Source organism: Coleofasciculus sp. C1-SOL-03, assembly GCF_040220555.1.
Taxonomy (GTDB): Bacteria; Cyanobacteriota; Cyanobacteriia; order Cyanobacteriales; family Coleofasciculaceae; genus Coleofasciculus.
The window spans coordinates 26,308-40,924 of sequence record NZ_JAVJUO010000060.1; the positions used below are offsets into that span (position 1 = coordinate 26,308).

17 protein-coding genes are annotated in these 14,617 nt (G+C 46.9%); 6 read left to right on the forward strand and 11 right to left on the reverse strand.

The features are described from left to right. The first annotated feature begins 41 nt into the window (after positions 1 to 41). From RIE73_RS09000 to RIE73_RS09010, 3 genes are all read left to right on the forward strand, one after another. The gene (locus RIE73_RS09000) at positions 42 to 908 is read left to right on the forward strand and encodes an SEC-C metal-binding domain-containing protein (protein WP_446400873.1); all 867 of its coding nucleotides are present in this window, start codon (positions 42 to 44) and stop codon (positions 906 to 908) included. A 454-nt stretch (positions 909 to 1,362) separates the two neighbouring features. Beyond that, positions 1,363 to 1,749: a hypothetical protein gene (locus tag RIE73_RS09005; RefSeq protein ID WP_446400874.1), complete on the forward strand. Its 387-nt coding sequence runs from the start codon at positions 1,363 to 1,365 to the stop codon at positions 1,747 to 1,749. Between the two features lie 137 nt (positions 1,750 to 1,886). Continuing rightward, positions 1,887 to 2,759: a fructosamine kinase family protein gene (locus RIE73_RS09010; RefSeq protein WP_446400936.1), complete on the forward strand. Its 873-nt coding sequence runs from the start codon at positions 1,887 to 1,889 to the stop codon at positions 2,757 to 2,759. Positions 2,760 to 2,844: 85 nt separating this feature from the next. Here the strand turns inward: RIE73_RS09010 and RIE73_RS09015 are convergent, their stop codons facing one another. From RIE73_RS09015 to RIE73_RS09060, 10 genes are all read right to left on the reverse strand, one after another. Continuing rightward, positions 2,845 to 3,168: a hypothetical protein gene (locus RIE73_RS09015; RefSeq protein WP_446400875.1), complete on the reverse strand. Its 324-nt coding sequence runs from the start codon at positions 3,166 to 3,168 to the stop codon at positions 2,845 to 2,847. 174 nt (positions 3,169 to 3,342) lie between these two features. Then, positions 3,343 to 4,563 carry an aspartate aminotransferase gene (locus RIE73_RS09020; RefSeq protein WP_446400876.1) on the reverse strand — a complete coding sequence of 407 codons (1,221 nt, stop codon included), beginning with the start codon at positions 4,561 to 4,563 and terminating at the stop codon, positions 3,343 to 3,345. 425 nt (positions 4,564 to 4,988) lie between these two features. Then, a complete protein-coding gene (locus RIE73_RS09025) occupies positions 4,989 to 6,146 on the reverse strand; it encodes an iron-containing alcohol dehydrogenase (protein WP_446400877.1) in 1,158 nt (385 codons plus the stop codon). A gap of 96 nt (positions 6,147 to 6,242) precedes the next feature. Then, the gene (locus tag RIE73_RS09030; RefSeq protein ID WP_446400878.1) at positions 6,243 to 6,761 is read right to left on the reverse strand and encodes a DUF2518 family protein; all 519 of its coding nucleotides are present in this window, start codon (positions 6,759 to 6,761) and stop codon (positions 6,243 to 6,245) included. Positions 6,762 to 6,935: 174 nt separating this feature from the next. Further along, positions 6,936 to 7,184 carry a hypothetical protein gene (locus RIE73_RS09035; RefSeq protein ID WP_446400879.1) on the reverse strand — a complete coding sequence of 83 codons (249 nt, stop codon included), beginning with the start codon at positions 7,182 to 7,184 and terminating at the stop codon, positions 6,936 to 6,938. A 164-nt stretch (positions 7,185 to 7,348) separates the two neighbouring features. Further along, the gene (locus tag RIE73_RS09040) at positions 7,349 to 7,855 is read right to left on the reverse strand and encodes a hypothetical protein (RefSeq protein ID WP_446400880.1); all 507 of its coding nucleotides are present in this window, start codon (positions 7,853 to 7,855) and stop codon (positions 7,349 to 7,351) included. A 15-nt stretch (positions 7,856 to 7,870) separates the two neighbouring features. Then, positions 7,871 to 8,074 carry a 30S ribosomal protein S21 gene (gene rpsU / locus RIE73_RS09045; RefSeq protein WP_446400881.1) on the reverse strand — a complete coding sequence of 68 codons (204 nt, stop codon included), beginning with the start codon at positions 8,072 to 8,074 and terminating at the stop codon, positions 7,871 to 7,873. A 162-nt stretch (positions 8,075 to 8,236) separates the two neighbouring features. Continuing rightward, positions 8,237 to 8,545: an RNA recognition motif domain-containing protein gene (locus RIE73_RS09050; RefSeq protein WP_446387167.1), complete on the reverse strand. Its 309-nt coding sequence runs from the start codon at positions 8,543 to 8,545 to the stop codon at positions 8,237 to 8,239. Positions 8,546 to 8,699: 154 nt separating this feature from the next. Further along, positions 8,700 to 10,049 carry a mannosyltransferase family protein gene (locus tag RIE73_RS09055; protein WP_446400882.1) on the reverse strand — a complete coding sequence of 450 codons (1,350 nt, stop codon included), beginning with the start codon at positions 10,047 to 10,049 and terminating at the stop codon, positions 8,700 to 8,702. Between the two features lie 250 nt (positions 10,050 to 10,299). Further along, positions 10,300 to 12,408, reverse strand: a complete 2,109-nt coding sequence (locus tag RIE73_RS09060; RefSeq protein ID WP_446400883.1) for a S8 family serine peptidase — start codon at positions 12,406 to 12,408, stop codon at positions 10,300 to 10,302. A 286-nt stretch (positions 12,409 to 12,694) separates the two neighbouring features. Between RIE73_RS09060 and RIE73_RS09065 the strand changes: the two genes are divergently transcribed. From RIE73_RS09065 to grxD, 3 genes are read left to right on the forward strand one after another with little or no spacing between them, the layout of a single operon-like run. Next, a complete protein-coding gene (locus RIE73_RS09065) occupies positions 12,695 to 13,315 on the forward strand; it encodes a hypothetical protein (RefSeq protein WP_446400884.1) in 621 nt (206 codons plus the stop codon). A gap of 41 nt (positions 13,316 to 13,356) precedes the next feature. Beyond that, on the forward strand, positions 13,357 to 13,617 hold the full coding sequence (locus tag RIE73_RS09070) for a BolA family protein (protein WP_446400885.1): 261 nt from the start codon (positions 13,357 to 13,359) through the stop codon (positions 13,615 to 13,617). A gap of 53 nt (positions 13,618 to 13,670) precedes the next feature. Then, positions 13,671 to 13,994, forward strand: coding sequence for a Grx4 family monothiol glutaredoxin (gene grxD, locus RIE73_RS09075; RefSeq protein WP_446400886.1), 324 nt, complete (start codon positions 13,671 to 13,673; stop codon positions 13,992 to 13,994). A gap of 273 nt (positions 13,995 to 14,267) precedes the next feature. Here grxD and RIE73_RS09080 read toward each other — a convergent pair whose 3' ends face one another. Further along, positions 14,268 to 14,519: a DUF6761 family protein gene (locus RIE73_RS09080; RefSeq protein WP_446341458.1), complete on the reverse strand. Its 252-nt coding sequence runs from the start codon at positions 14,517 to 14,519 to the stop codon at positions 14,268 to 14,270. Between the last annotated feature and the right edge of the window lie 98 nt (positions 14,520 to 14,617).

A 14,617-nucleotide genomic window follows, 5' to 3' on the forward strand; every position in this document is an offset into this window, starting at 1 on the left:
TTTATTGACTCAATCATAACAAAATAAATTGAATTAATATTATGAGAGAAAACCATTGGAGTTGTGAAGAAATCCGAGAATTTTCTACTGATAAAATTCTCCAAAAGTTGAATAATTTTGGCATTCCGATGACTCCCGAAAAATTCCTGGAAGATGTACAAAATTCTTACGGGGGTATAGAAATTGCTGACCGCTGGGAAAAAGACTATACCATTACGGCAGAACATTTGGACTTAGACTTTCCTTGGATGGCAGCTATCGTTCTCTGGGAACGATTAGCCCCTGATCGGATGAGTAACGAACAATTAGATGACTTAATTGATCAGGGGTATGATCTCATCGAATATAACTATAACGAAGCCAAAGCCTGTACAATCTGGTTAGAAGTCTGGGAACACCTGAAACAACGATGTGATCCAGACGTTAAATCAATTGAAGCCGCCGCCAAGGGTTTTAATGACTCCTTTGAGCTTTATAATTGGTGTCAAGATTTAGAACTTTATTTAGGCGATGCAGCGTTAGAAAATAGCGATTATTATTATCCGCGAATTACCTATTGTCAGGAGTTTTGCCAACGGTTTCCGGAAACAGAGGAGGAAATCCTGGTGAATATGAAACGGGCAGAAGCCGAATCCCATTTTTATTTAGGGAAGATAGAAGAAGGGGAAAAACTATTTCAAGATTTAGTTGATCAATTTCCTCGTTCAGCCTGGGGATATATCGGTTGGGGAGATATGTATTGTTTTCAACCAAAAAACTTGCCGCTTCCCGTCGATTATGTCAAGGCAGAAAAAATTTACAAAACTGCGTTGAAAAATAACGTAGATGAACCTAAAGTCATTCGGGATAGACTGCGATCGCTCGCTAAAAAAACGGGTGGCAAGGGATTTGGGGGTTCAAAGTCATAGATAGGGTGACGGTACAGGGATGGACTCAGGACACAGGCTTGTGTCTATGTTAATTTAAGATGAGACGAACAAGCAGACACCGTAAACCAGTACAGCCTTCTGCGCGGGAATGCTGAAGGGAGCCTTGATTGTACTAGGATGGAGGTTACAAACCAGGGTATATGGGCTTATACTGGGGGTAAACTCTGGTGGAGAAGGTCTAGACTATACAACTTGAGAGAGAACTAGATAATATAACTTGAGAGAGAAATTTAAGATTAAGTTTTGAGTTATAACTATACTAGACTTAACTGGAAGCGGAATTAGGGGTCTTGCCGATTTGATTGCCCAATTCAATTGGCTGATCAATCCTGATCATCATGGAAAATTGTTATATCCGGTTGATTGTCAAATAAGGCGTAATAACTAAACGTGTACTATTTATGCCATGAAAAAATACGTTGAGGTGGATAACATGCAGAATCAACAAGCCGATGATTTGTATTTGAATCAATCTTCAAGCCCCCTGCAACATATCAGTACAGGACAACCTTCACAATATCCGTTCCAGACAAACTCAGCAGAAGGGAATCGTTCCCCGTTTGAGGAAAACGGAGGCTTACTATTAGTCCCCCTGAGCTTTATGGTCATGGCTTGGATGGTCTTAATTTTATTACGGTCAAATTTATTAAAATCATTCCAGAATCGATTAACTCCCATCAAAGGCTTACGTCAAGTCCCTTGTTTAAATTGTAAATATTTTAAAAATGATCCCTATCTGAAATGTGCTGTAAATCCCTGTACTGTATTAACCGAAGAAGCGGCTAATTGTTCTGACTATTGCCCAAAAGATAGCCAATAATTGGGGCTTGCTGCACAAATCCGGAACCCTTACCCGCCTTGTCAGGGGTAGAGAACTCTCCAGAAAAGACTCAACGTCGATCCTCCTTTCTGATACACTGACGTTGGAAGTCTGCCGCCAACCTACCAATGTCAACGATGTGGACAGAGATAGCCGCCCAGATTAGCAGCGTCACAGGCAAACCCTTTGAAGTCGTGAACCGCCGTTCGGTGAGTGGCGGCTGTATTAATCAGGGTTGTGCATTAATTGGTGACAATGCGACCTATTTTGTCAAAACCAACCAAGCCTCTCAAGTGAGTATGTTTGAAGCAGAGGCGTTGGGGTTACAACAGATGCTGGATACCCATACGATTCGAGTGCCGCAACCCATCGCCTATGGTGTCGCTGGAACTTCAGCCTATATTGTTCTAGAGTGGCTGGAATTTGGCAGTGGGAATAACGAAGCTTGGGTAGAAATGGGACGCCAGCTAGCGGCGATGCATCAGGCGACTCCACCGCAAGGGAAAAACGGGCGATTTGGTTGGAATCAAAACAACACCATTGGTTCAACGCCCCAAATTAACGATTGGATGGACGATTGGACAGAGTTTTTTGCCGAACATCGACTCGGATATCAATTCAAACTCGCACGGCGTCGCGGCGGACATTTCCCTGGACAAGATAAATTATTGGCAAAAGTTCCTGAATTGTTGGATCATCAACCTAAACCCTCTTTGATTCACGGGGATTTGTGGGGAGGGAATGCGGCTGTTACTACGTCAGGGGAACCTGTACTATTAGATCCGGCGACGTATGTGGGCGATCGCGAAGCCGATATTGCCATGACCGAATTGTTTGGTGGCTTTCCGGCGGCGTTCTATCGGGGGTATAACCAAGTATGGCAGTTAGATTCGGGGTATAAGCAGCGCAAAACCTTGTATAACTTGTACCATATCATCAATCACTTTAATCTCTTTGGCGGTGGGTATGGATCGCAAGCCAATCGGATGATTGAGCAGATTCTTGATTAAGATTCGGGTAGGATGCGATCCATTGCACCCCCAGCTTCCCCTGCTTCCCCAGCTCCCCCTCACCGCAACACTTATTCAGCAGACCCTAGATATGACTATTTTGAGGAACCCTCGGAAAATCCCTGGGCTGGATTTGCTGAAGGCTTTCTCGTTGTGCCTCTAGATCTAGATTAATTTTCAGCAGCATTTCATGTTCAGCATTTTGCCGTTGATAGAGCCGCTGAATTTCTCGTTCAAACTGTTCTCGTCCCTCTTGAAAAAAGTCAGGATAAGTGGTTAAAGCGCGGATAAATTGGGAAAATTGCTCAGAATTTAAAGATTCTTGATCGGCTACAGCTTTTTCCGGTTGATGCCATAGCCCAATCGCAAATACCAATGTTGTGGCGATGAAAAGGCGGGTTAATTTCATGAGTAGCAATCCTCCCCCTGACGGATATCCTATCTTTATTCTGTCAAGGCAGAACAATTGGCAGCATCCATCAACAGGATGGATTGATATCACCTGATTGGATTATTTGTCATTTGTCATCTGCTCTCCTGCTTCCCTAACTCTCATCTCCCTGCACTTCTACTCCTCTCTCAGTCATCGATCTTTCTCTGCTCCAGAGGCTACGGCTTCGGGTTGATAGCGAATCCCGGCTTGCTTCAAACGCCGTAACACCTCAGCCAAGCGATCGCACTCTGCAATCAAGCTTACCCGCACATAGCCTTCACCGCCGACACCAAAGGCATTTCCGGGCGTCACCACCACACCCGTTTGCTGGAGAACATCCAAAGCAAAATCCGTTGAATTTTGATCCGGTGGACAAGGAACCCACAGATACATTGTCGCCTTTGATTTAGGAATCTTCCATCCCAATTCAGCTAACCCTTGAATCAAAAAATCTCGGCGCTTGCAGTAACGTTCTTGCACCTGATGCACATAACTATCAGGTAAGTCTAATGCCGTTTCTGCGGCGGTTTGTAATACGGCAAAAATCCCGTAATCTAAATTTGTTTTTAACGTCCGCAATCCTTGAATAATATGGCGATTCCCGACAACAAATCCGACCCGCCATCCTGCCATATTATAGGTTTTTGATAAGGTATGAAATTCTACGCCAATTTCCTTCGCACCCGGAATTTCTAGTAAACTCGTCGGTTGATAGCCATCAAATGCGAGTTCGGCGTAACATAAATCATGCACCAACAGAATTGAGTAACGACGGGCAAAAGCCACAATTTCCTCAAAAAACTCACGGGGAGCCGTCGCTGTTGTTGGATTATTCGGATAGTTAAAATATAGAATCTTTGCCCGTTGCGCCACATCCTCAGGAATAGCTGCTAAATCAATCAGCCAATTATTTTCCGGCTTGAGGATCATACTATGAATTTCAGCCCCAGCAATCAAGGGACCTCGGAAATGAGCCGGATAAGCCGGACTTGGCACTAAGACCAAATCCCCAGGATTGACATAAGCTAGGGCGAGGTGAGTCAATCCTTCCTTAGAACCCAACAGGGGTAGGGCTTCGCTATCGGGATCGAGAGTCACTTCATAGCGGCGGTGATACCAACTGGTAATCCCATGGCGAAAATTTGCCGTTCCTTCAAAGGGGGGATAGCCGTGGTTAATCGGATGATTCAGGGCGGTGATAGCGGCTTCAATCACGGGTGCAGGTGCTGAACCGTCAGGATTCCCCATGCCTAAATCAATTAAATCCAACCCTTGCTCACGGGCACGGGCTTTGAGTTCATCCAAACGAGCAAACACATAAGGGGGTAAGGCACTCAGGCGCTTGGCTGGGGTAATCCAATCTAAGTTCATTCAAAAATGCAGCGTTCCTCAACTAGAAAATTATATCGGCATTGCCGGAAAATCGCTGAAGTCGGTGGGAAAATTTAAAGTCGGGCGGTGGGGAGCATTATTTGTCATTTGTCATTCGTCATTGGTCATTTGTCCAAAAATTATCGTATTGGATCAGGGCGGGTTTTGTTTATAGATTGTCCCTAGGTATCCTAATTAAATCCCTAAACCCGCCCCTACCATCCGGGCAGGTTTTGTTGAAAGATTATCGGTGGGTATCCCAATTAATATCAAATCAGGGTTAGCTATCCCCGTTATAAAAAAGTCCGCGCAGGCGGACTTTGTTTGTGTAGCAGCGATTTCAATCGCCTCCTCTTCTTAAGGGTATGCTGTTTCTCAATTTACGTTATGCAACCCTGAGCTGATTCCTTGTGGAAAAACTATTTTTAATCTTGTGTATCCTTGATCGCCGCTGATAAAACGGGACTGCAATTTTTTTCCACAGGTGTTGTTGTCGAAACCATTGCTGCCATGAGTTGTTCAGGTGTCACATCAAACGGTAATCTGTGGATATCCGACTGCGGCTGACAAGCAATATCTGCCCCCTGGCGCAACTGTGCCAACGTGATATTCCCTAACCCCAAATCATCAAGAGTTTGGGGTAAACCGATTTCCCGATAAAACTTCAATAACTGTTGTCGTGCAGATGCGGCAAGTTGATTCCCCTGTACCATTTCTTCTAAGCGCAATTGCACCAAAATCCCATAAGCGACTTTCTCCCCATGTAAAGCGCTGTGAGAACCAGGAAGATGAGTTAAACCATTATGCACCGCATGAGCCGCCACAGTACGACACTGCGCCCCCCCTAAACCCCCAATTACACCTGCTAACAAGACTGAAGCGTCAACTACCTCTCGCCAAACCTCGCTTCCTGGCGTTTTTAGGGCGTCTGCTGACTTTTGAAACAGGATATCCCGTAACACCCTTGCCTGTTGCACCGCCGCAATCATTAAGGTTTGATCCAAATGACCACTACTCACGGATGCCTCATACCATTTCGCTAAGGCGTCTCCAATTCCGGCGACTAAGGTACGTTGGGGCGCAGTTTCAATTAAGCTGTAATCCAGGATCAGCAAATCTGGGCAGCGATTCAGACTCACATCGTACAGGAACGCCCCTTCATTGGAGTAAATATTAGACAATGCAGTCCAAGCGGCACAGGTAGCGGCAGAGGTGGGAATTGTCACAACCGGAAGGTGACATTGATCAGCTAAGAGTTTGGCGGTGTCTAAGGCTTTTCCACCTCCCACACCGATAATTAAGTCGGCTTGATGACAAGTTGCTGCTTCTTTGAGGGATGCCAGGGAGACTTCACTGCAATCCGGACGATAAGACGCCGTAGCACAGGTTAACGACGGCTGTTTCAAAATGGGCTGTAGCTGTGGTGATAACGTCGCCAAGGTATGATTCCCGCCAACAATCAGCGGACGATGACCCAAAGACGCGATCGCCTCTCCAGATTGCGCTAATGCCTGGATACCGCGTAACACCTGCGCTGGGGCAACTGTGAGCGACAGCAATGAGGGAGGAGCAAGGTTAGTCATCAGTTTTGAGCAGAGGTTTCAGCCAATTGAATTTTTATCTTACCTCATCTCCCCTATCTCCCCTACCCACTCAGTTTCAAGACTTCCCCTGAAAAGTCAGGTGGAGGTGTCTGGTAATTGAGCCAAGCGTTCTGTGTAGATATCGATCGTCATCTGTTCATCTTCACGTTCAGCCAGTGATCGCTGGATTTTACCCAAAACTAGGGGTTTAGATACACCGGGTTCTGGGTGGATCACGGTGCGGGCGCGAATTGTCAGTTGGTTATTTTCGCCACCCAAACGCCCATAAGAAAACAAGTCGCTGGCGGCTTGGCGCAGGCTTGCTTCCAGTTGAGATTCGTTAATCGTTGTGGGTAAAGCGATAACGGCTTGGTTGCCTCCGTTGTCGTAGACTAAGGTAAAGCGAACTGCACCAGGCACCACTGTATGGCTAAACGGGACAATACTCAGTGCAAATAAGCCGCCCGTCAGCACCCCCATAAAGCCCGTAACACCTACCAACCGAAAGCGGATACCCCATTTAAAGATAAAACCTAAAATACTAAGCACTCCACAGACTAGGGTGAGAATGCCTATCCATTGGGTATAGGTGAGAAAGTCAGTCGTTGTTGGCATAGAAGATAACGTATGTTGACTCGATAAACGCCAATGGCTACATCGTTGCAGTTTGGTGACTTTTTTATCCTATCAGCGTTGCTTCATCGATGAATACCGTTCATCAGCTCAAAGCTGAAGATTTAGCGATGTCGGCTAGAAGACTGAACCAGTAGGAATGGATACACAGGAGTATTACCGATCCCTGCTTTCCTCTCCCCGAATAATTGACTTTCGCGTCCATTCCCGCACACTCTCTAGGTGAACAATTGCCTGATCGCGTTCCCGGTTATCTGGACATCTTTCCAATATCGTATCCAGCAGCCGTCCCCAAAGGTACTCAATCGTGCCAATCTCTTCGAGTTGCGCTTGGGTAGGACTATCCCATCCAAACAGGCGATCGCGTATTGCCCTGGCTTCAGCAGATAGATGCTCCTTGTCCACCTTCTTCTCTCCTGAATCACTTGGTTTTTAGCTTATTTTTGATTAGCTAATTGTCATTCGTTTGTCAAGAACCCGATAAAGAACGTTTAACGGACATGAACAGAAAACCGAACTGTATATTATGCCGATTAGACGCCCTGAAGCTTAACGGTTCCCTGTTGCCTTTAATGGCAAACTCTAATTTCCTGCCGAGCTTTCTGAGTCCAAGCCTCATTAACGAGTATTTGACTATTAGATAATTTAAAATCAAATGGATGAGGAGGTTCAGGGATAACCATCACACAACCTTGCCGATGAGATTTAATTAAGCTAATGATCCAATTACAAAAATCCAAAATTTCCTCAGGTACTAGGGTTAGGTCAAAGTGCCAGCTTTGATTAATTCCCTGACAATCTCGTCCCCATAGCCTCGATTTAACGATACCAGCCCCTTTATTAACAGACACGCGCAAAATGAAGGGTCGTTCCGGGAGTAATTTATCAGGGGCTGTGTGAACATAAACACACAGATAATTCATGCGTTGCCGCTCATCAATCCAAGATGCCATTGGCAGATTACCCGTTGATGGATTGCGGGTTGTAATTTTCACTGGTACATTCATCTTGGCGGCAAATTGATCATAAAACTCTTGCCTTAGCTGAGAAACCGTGCGTATAGCTTCAGGAGTCATAATTCCTGCACAAGATTAAAACCGTTTTTTGCGATAGCGAGAAAGCCGCCGCTGTTGCTTATGCCTAGCAATGGCTTTGCGCTTCCGTTTTTGAATCGGTGTTTCAAAGTGACGATGTTTCTTCATGTCGGGAAAAATTCCCGCTTTGGAAACCGCTTGTTTAAATCGGCGCAGGGCTGACTCAATCCCTTCCTGTTCACCGACCGTTACCTGTGCCATCTGATTTCCTCCTCAGCTTGAGTGAATTGCTCGATGTCTGACAACACCTAGCCGAAATATCTAATCAAGTGAAACCAGCACAAAAAGCTGATTTCACTCGATAGTCTAGCTTTCAGGAGACGTAGAGAGACGCCACCATTAATAGGCTGATTGGATTGTGGTTTAGTAACGTCGAGAGAATCCGTCCCGATTGCCACCGCCGCGACGACCACCGCCTTGACCGCGAGGTTCACGAGGTTTAGCTTTATTCACTTTCAAATCCCGACCCATCCATTCAGCGCCATCTAGAGCGTCAATAGCGGCAGATTCTTCAGCTTCTGATTCCATTTCCACAAAACCAAAGCCTCGCATCCGACCTGTTTCTCGATCCGTGGGTAACTGAACCCGCTTCACCGTCCCGTATTCAGCAAAAATGCTGCTAACATCTTCTTCTGTAGCATCGTAGGACAGGTTGCCGATGTAAATGGACATAGAGTATCTCCAAAATCAAGGAATGTAGAGACTTATGATTCGGAGACATGCCTGTCCGTCAATCAAAACAAACGATACAGCCGAATATAAACCTCGCTGATTATAATAACACCATTTATCCGCTACTCTGCTGAGATTTTACTTAATCTAAAATCTAAGCCACCCAGAGATGCTGGGAAAATCGAATAGCGAAACTGACCAACACGAGAGTGAAAAAAACGAGTGTTGTCCATCCCCATCGCGGATAACGCGCCAGCAGCAGACCTAGGGCGATCGCGAGTGATACAATTCCATAGGCATGACGTTCAGCCGAAATGGTGCGACCTGGGCTTAAAATCACCGCTAAACTACACAAGCCATAGGTGACGGCAACAGGTCTGAGTTTTGTTCGCTGTCGCACGAGTAAATAGCCACCCCCCCAAACCATGATCATATTAATTAACGGATCGCCAGCTAAAAGCCACAGGAGAGTTCCCAGACTGTAAAAGCCATACCCTTGATCCACACACAGCCGTTTCAGGTGCGATCGCCAGGATGAGCATCGCAGTACAGGGTTTAGGGTGTGGGGTGTGGGGTGTGGAGTGTAGTGCGGAATACAGTCTTCGGCACGACTCTGTGCATTCTCCCCAAGACTACGCGATCGCCACAAGAAATAACTCGCAGCACAAATCGTGACAAAAATCAAGGGATGCCACGGATCATGAAGCCAACCCCGATTCCAGTTGACAGTTCCGGCGGAAATTTGCACCAGCATCTTCAACCAGCCCTGTCCGTAAAACGCTTGTTCAGGTTGCCATGCTTGTTGCACTCTTAAAAAGGCAAGCATATCCCCAAAACGAATCCCGCAGTAGAGGCTATAGAGTGCCAATCCCCCGGCGGTAGCTAAACTAGGAAAATAGGCGATCGCAGGTCTTTTCTCTCGCCAAGCCACTAGCAAAAATGCTGGAGATAGGGCGATTCCTGGTAATCGTGTCGCACTGGCTAATCCTCCCCATAACCCTGACCAACCGTAGTGTTTCCGATCAAACGATCGCAAAGCGGCTGTACTCAACAACAGAAATAACCCCTCCGTATAGATTACCGTGCCAAACAGAGAAAAAGGACACCAGGCTAAAACTGCTGTTGTCCAGCGAGCAACCTTCTGTCCATGACTCTCTTGTACCCAAGCATAGAGAACGATGAGCGCCCCCCAAAATGCCAGATTATTGACAACCGTTCCCGCTACGTTAAAGGGCAATCCCCCACTCATTACCGCCCGCGTCAATAACGGAAACAAGGGAAAGAATGCCACATTATGTCCCTGACCATCATTAACATAGTCATACCCTGAAATCGTTATCGCCTGATAAAAATGACTATCCCACGCCAAAAAGACATCCCAGCTAACTGTCGGTTGAATACCTCCAGGTGGCGCCGGTAATAAGGGCGCAATCACCAACATAGCGATCGCGATAACCATTCGGCTGAGTAGCCACATCGCTGTAGCAAAAATAACCCCATTCACGTAGATGCCCTGATGCCAAACCTACTGATTTAGTTATACAGCCACCCGTCATCTTTTTTTGATTGGGTAGTCGATCATTAATTGAGAATTCTATCCAGAAAATGTAGGGGCGCATGGCGTGCGCCCAATTTCACCGTAAAATCTATCCCACAATTTTAGCTGGGTCACGCCAGTAGGTTGGGTTGACGCCAGGAAACCCAACAGAACCTAAGCCTAAGGTTCCCTACTACAAGCCGAATCTGATTAAGGTTCAAATTCCAATAACTAACTCCCAACTTTTCAGGCTTCCGGTATCCGTCGGCACAGAATCGATGACCCTCAACTGCCAACTGCCAAAACTATCCTGATTCAGTAACGACTTGAGCGCTGGGGTATTGTCCACCGAATAAGTGTGTTGGAGTTGAGTCTTGACACCCAAGGTACGACTTTGTAGCAGTACAGTCTCAGCCTTGGGTGATGTCAACTCCACGTCTAAATCTCCCAAAAACTCATGTTCAATGTCCACCGTCACCTGAATGTCTTGCACTAAGGCAGATTCAGTAATTTGAATCGTGCTAGTTACACCACGGGGATTATGATCCGGAATCGCTAGAGTATGATCATTTCGTCGTTTAATGACTTGGGCAACTTTAGCCGTTTGCACTCGTTGTTTTTGGGCAGCTTGTACGGCTTTAAAGGCATTGACCTTACCATAACCAAACCATTGGGAATACCCATTCGTATCATAGGTTCCCAATCGCATCCCCAATTGGGGATCAGCATCACGGTCTACAATTTTGTCAGCGGTATCTTGTAAGATGCGTTTGACTTGTTCCGCCGTCAGATCAGGATTAGCAGAGAGAACCAGTGCAGCAACACCTGCGACAACGGGACAGGCACTTGATGTACCCCCAAAACTCCCCACAAAGTCCCCGACTTCATATCCCGCCGCTCCCAGTAAGTCGGTGGTAAAGACACCATTCCCTGGCGTGGGGGCATTCAATTGGGGCGCCGTACCAATAAAACCTGTTTTCTCAAACCACATTCCTGGCGGCGCATTGTTGCTGGGGGCGCAAACGGCGACATTCGTCCCCCAATTACTGTATGCGGCTTTTTTACTCAGGCTGGTGCAAGCCGAGACTGCAATCACATCGGGATGTACAGCAAAACCACTGAGCCAGTCGGTGGGTCCACGCAGTAACTCATTCGTCCAGCCGCGCTCAAAGATGGTGCCATGGATGGGGCGATTGGCATTTCCGGCAGCAAAGACGATCACACAGCCTTTCCCGCTGCGTCCCTCAGTCGCGGCACGGGTTAGGGCAGCCCGTTGCCGTAGGGAGAGGGGGAAGTAAACTGTTGCTGCACCCCAGCTACAAGACACAACGCTGGCGTCATTTTCAATTGCCCAGTCAAATAGTGCTTCAATGCTCGTGTCATCCAGAAATCCACTGGTGCGGATGGGCATCAGCGCACATCCGGGTGCGACACCGACAATACCTTTGCCATTTTCTTCTGCTACCGCAATCCCTGCACAAGCGGTGCCATGACTTTCACTAGAACCGCTGGGTAGCGGAATGAAGTCTTTGTCTTTAAAGTCTTTGGGCGCGACTATTTTGCCGGTGCCCTGAAAATCGGGATGGTTGACATCAATGGCATCATCGGCTACTGCCACGACAATGGAGCGATCGCCTCGGGTGATATCCCAGGCTTTTTCGATGTCGATATGAGAATTGGGGGCTAAATTTGAACCGCCACTGTGGTTGAGATACCACTGTTTTGGATATAAGGGGTCTTGGGGATGGTAGCTTGGCTGTTTGGGGACAATGATTTCGGGTTCTGCGGTTAAGACGTCGGCACGTCCGATGAGCCGATTGGCTATTTTGAGCGGATTCTCTGGGGAATTGGGGGTGAGTTGAAAGACGAAGGTGTTGGGAATACCGACGAGCGATCGCACGGATGCTAAGCCAAACTCGGTCTCAATGGCGGAGATGGTGGCGTCATCGGTGTCGGGGTGAAATTGAATCGTCAGTTGATCGCCTAGGTAAATGAAAGTTGCTGGATCATCCTTGAGTTGGTAGACATGACTAGCAAAGGCAACATCTTCGCGATCGCGTGCCGCTTGCATTGTCTCATCCCGGTGTTCGGCGTCAACTGTAAATTCAGCGAACTGGGTGCGCGGAATTTGACGCTGGTGTTGGACGCTTAAAGCTTGTTCGAGTTGCTCTAGGGGAATTTCACGGGGACAAAGGGTGAAGCGATCGCGCACCTTGAGTAATCCTAGTTCTTCACCGCCCCGTTGCAGGAGCAGACCGATGCTTTCTTCGGGAATCGGCGTGGTTTGAGGAGAATCGTCTGGCACAGAATCAGGATGCGGGATCATGGTTTAGAATAGATTACTCGTCAATCGTACAGGATCATTAATATGACTATTTTTCTTTATCCTATTACTCCGGATTTCTAAGAAACCTTCCGGGTATTGTTTCAGTCTAGCTGGTTTAGACAGCCCTACTGCCTGGTAATCGGGTCATCGCTGAGGGTTAGTGATGGACGGCAAATTCCTTGCCCCCAAGTCTAGCGATCGTCATCTGACTCCCCTTGCCGCATCTGTCGATGGTAAGATACCCGAAAGGTTCTGTGTTTGTTAAAATACTATCCCTATTTTTTACATGATCTCTTCTGGAACGATTCATAGCCTTGGCTTTACCTGCCTTGTTGCCTTTCCCTTCACAACGAGTGTGGCGCTCTTACCACCCGCCCACGCTCAAACTCAAGTGGCTGCGCTTCCAGAAGAGGTCAGCCAAATGCAGCCTGAGCCAGATGATTCTACTGAGCTACGCCCCTTAACTCAGGAGGATAGCCTGCTGAGTTTACAGGGGGGACAGCGGTTAATGGTAGAGGCAAATCAAGCCATTGAAGCTCAGGACTATACGTTAGCCGCTCAAAAACTCCAGCAGGCGCGTCAAGTTTTCAACCAATTGTCTAATTTTTATCAGCAGTTGGCTGACAGTTTTTCAGGAATTGATAACCGGATTTTCAATGAACATCGGCAAAACGCGCTGCAAACGGCAGAAATGCGGGATGAAGCCACTTATCAATTGGCGTTGGTGCATCGCGCCCAAGATCAACCGGAATTGGCGGTTCCTTTACTGATTCAGATCATTCGCTCTCAGAATCCCACCCGTGATTTGGGCAAAAAAGCCTACCAGCAGCTATTTGAATTGGGATTCGTCGGTTCTCCCTTCCCCCCCTCTGGTAATAGTGAACCCACTTCATCCGCGACTCCATAACGTTAAATTAGTATGTAGGCATTAAATCTCATGGAGTGGGTATGATTAATCCAGAGCAGGTTGAAGCAATGATCAAAGCAGAACTTCCTGATGCTCAGGTACAGGTACAAGACTTAACCGGTGGTGGTGATCATCTGCAAGCGATCGTTGTGTCCTCCCAGTTTGAAGGCAAAAGCTTGGTCAAGCAGCACCAGCTTGTCTACGGCGCTCTCCAACAAGCAATGGCAAGCGAAGCCATTCACGCCCTAGCGCTGAAAACCTATACCCCTGAATCTTGGCAAGCTACCCGTCAGGCTGTATAAACTCTCGCTACACTAGACCCATACAAAACTACAAAAGACATTTCAGCAAAGCTATGACGCCAGCAGTTAAAGAACGGATTGACCAAATCATCAACCAGGACAAAATTGTGGTGTTTATGAAAGGCACCAAACTGATGCCCCAATGTGGTTTTTCCAACAATGTCGTCCAAATCCTGAATACCTTGGGTGTTTCCTACGCAACCGTGAATATTCTTGATGATCCGGAACTGCGTCAAGGCATCAAGGAATATTCCAATTGGCCCACGATTCCCCAAGTTTACGTGAATGGCGAGTTCATTGGTGGCTCAGATGTGATGATCGAGCTTTATCAGAACGGCGAATTACAGCAGATGGTTGAAGTAGCATTGGCATCTTGACATCTTGCCCATTCTAAGCTAAAAAGCGCAAAATTAACCAAAAAGCCTGCTTAAGCAGGCTTTTTCGATCTATGTAGTTTTTCAGGGTTGAGTGTACGTCCAAATTTAGGAGCGCAAGCCGTATATTAGCGTAAACTTAAGCTAATATAGCCCTAAGAACAACGTAGAGACGTGCCATGGCGCGTCTGGGAGCTACCGGAGATTGGCAAGGATTGTGGCTTAAGTTGACACAGGTGAAGGGAGAGCGCCCACACCGAAGTACCTCATCCAGCTTCAATAGTAATCGGTTTCGGGTTCTGGTAGGGGTACAGCTTCAAAGTTGGAGGGATCGCGTAGATAACGAACAGCATCTTCCTCCAAGCGATGAATCAAATAAACTTCTATAGCATTACTATGTCGAAGAGCATCAAGATAGCCATCAATGTATAACCGCAGTTCGTCAAAGCGATATCCCCGGTTCCACATAAAAACTAGAGCATCTGTAAGTTGCTGATAGTAGCGTATGGTTCGAGTGTCTTGAAGCATGGTCTAAAGCAGTGTGAATTCGGTATTTTAGCGTTAGAGTTACTAATTGTCAATTCTTTCAAATTGCTCCCTAGCAACTCCAGCTAGCCCTTACTACT

What these genes read in the sequence shown, in the direction of transcription:
- RIE73_RS09020 (WP_446400876.1), bottom strand. Translation starts at nt 4,563, where the DNA reads ATGAACTTAGATTGGATTACCCCAGCCAAGCGCCTGAGTGCCTTACCC.
- RIE73_RS09030 (WP_446400878.1), bottom strand. Translation starts at nt 6,761, where the DNA reads ATGCCAACAACGACTGACTTTCTCACCTATACCCAATGGATAGGCATT.
- RIE73_RS09060 (WP_446400883.1), bottom strand. Translation starts at nt 12,408, where the DNA reads ATGATCCCGCATCCTGATTCTGTGCCAGACGATTCTCCTCAAACCACG.
- RIE73_RS09050 (WP_446387167.1), bottom strand. Translation starts at nt 8,545, where the DNA reads ATGTCCATTTACATCGGCAACCTGTCCTACGATGCTACAGAAGAAGAT.
- rpsU (WP_446400881.1), bottom strand. Translation starts at nt 8,074, where the DNA reads ATGGCACAGGTAACGGTCGGTGAACAGGAAGGGATTGAGTCAGCCCTG.
- RIE73_RS09065 (WP_446400884.1), top strand. Translation starts at nt 12,695, where the DNA reads ATGATCTCTTCTGGAACGATTCATAGCCTTGGCTTTACCTGCCTTGTT.
- RIE73_RS09080 (WP_446341458.1), bottom strand. Translation starts at nt 14,519, where the DNA reads ATGCTTCAAGACACTCGAACCATACGCTACTATCAGCAACTTACAGAT.
- RIE73_RS09000 (WP_446400873.1), top strand. Translation starts at nt 42, where the DNA reads ATGAGAGAAAACCATTGGAGTTGTGAAGAAATCCGAGAATTTTCTACT.
- grxD (WP_446400886.1), top strand. Translation starts at nt 13,671, where the DNA reads ATGACGCCAGCAGTTAAAGAACGGATTGACCAAATCATCAACCAGGAC.
- RIE73_RS09015 (WP_446400875.1), bottom strand. Translation starts at nt 3,168, where the DNA reads ATGAAATTAACCCGCCTTTTCATCGCCACAACATTGGTATTTGCGATT.
- RIE73_RS09010 (WP_446400936.1), top strand. Translation starts at nt 1,887, where the DNA reads ATGTGGACAGAGATAGCCGCCCAGATTAGCAGCGTCACAGGCAAACCC.
- RIE73_RS09070 (WP_446400885.1), top strand. Translation starts at nt 13,357, where the DNA reads ATGATTAATCCAGAGCAGGTTGAAGCAATGATCAAAGCAGAACTTCCT.
- RIE73_RS09040 (WP_446400880.1), bottom strand. Translation starts at nt 7,855, where the DNA reads ATGACTCCTGAAGCTATACGCACGGTTTCTCAGCTAAGGCAAGAGTTT.
- RIE73_RS09005 (WP_446400874.1), top strand. Translation starts at nt 1,363, where the DNA reads ATGCAGAATCAACAAGCCGATGATTTGTATTTGAATCAATCTTCAAGC.
- RIE73_RS09025 (WP_446400877.1), bottom strand. Translation starts at nt 6,146, where the DNA reads ATGACTAACCTTGCTCCTCCCTCATTGCTGTCGCTCACAGTTGCCCCA.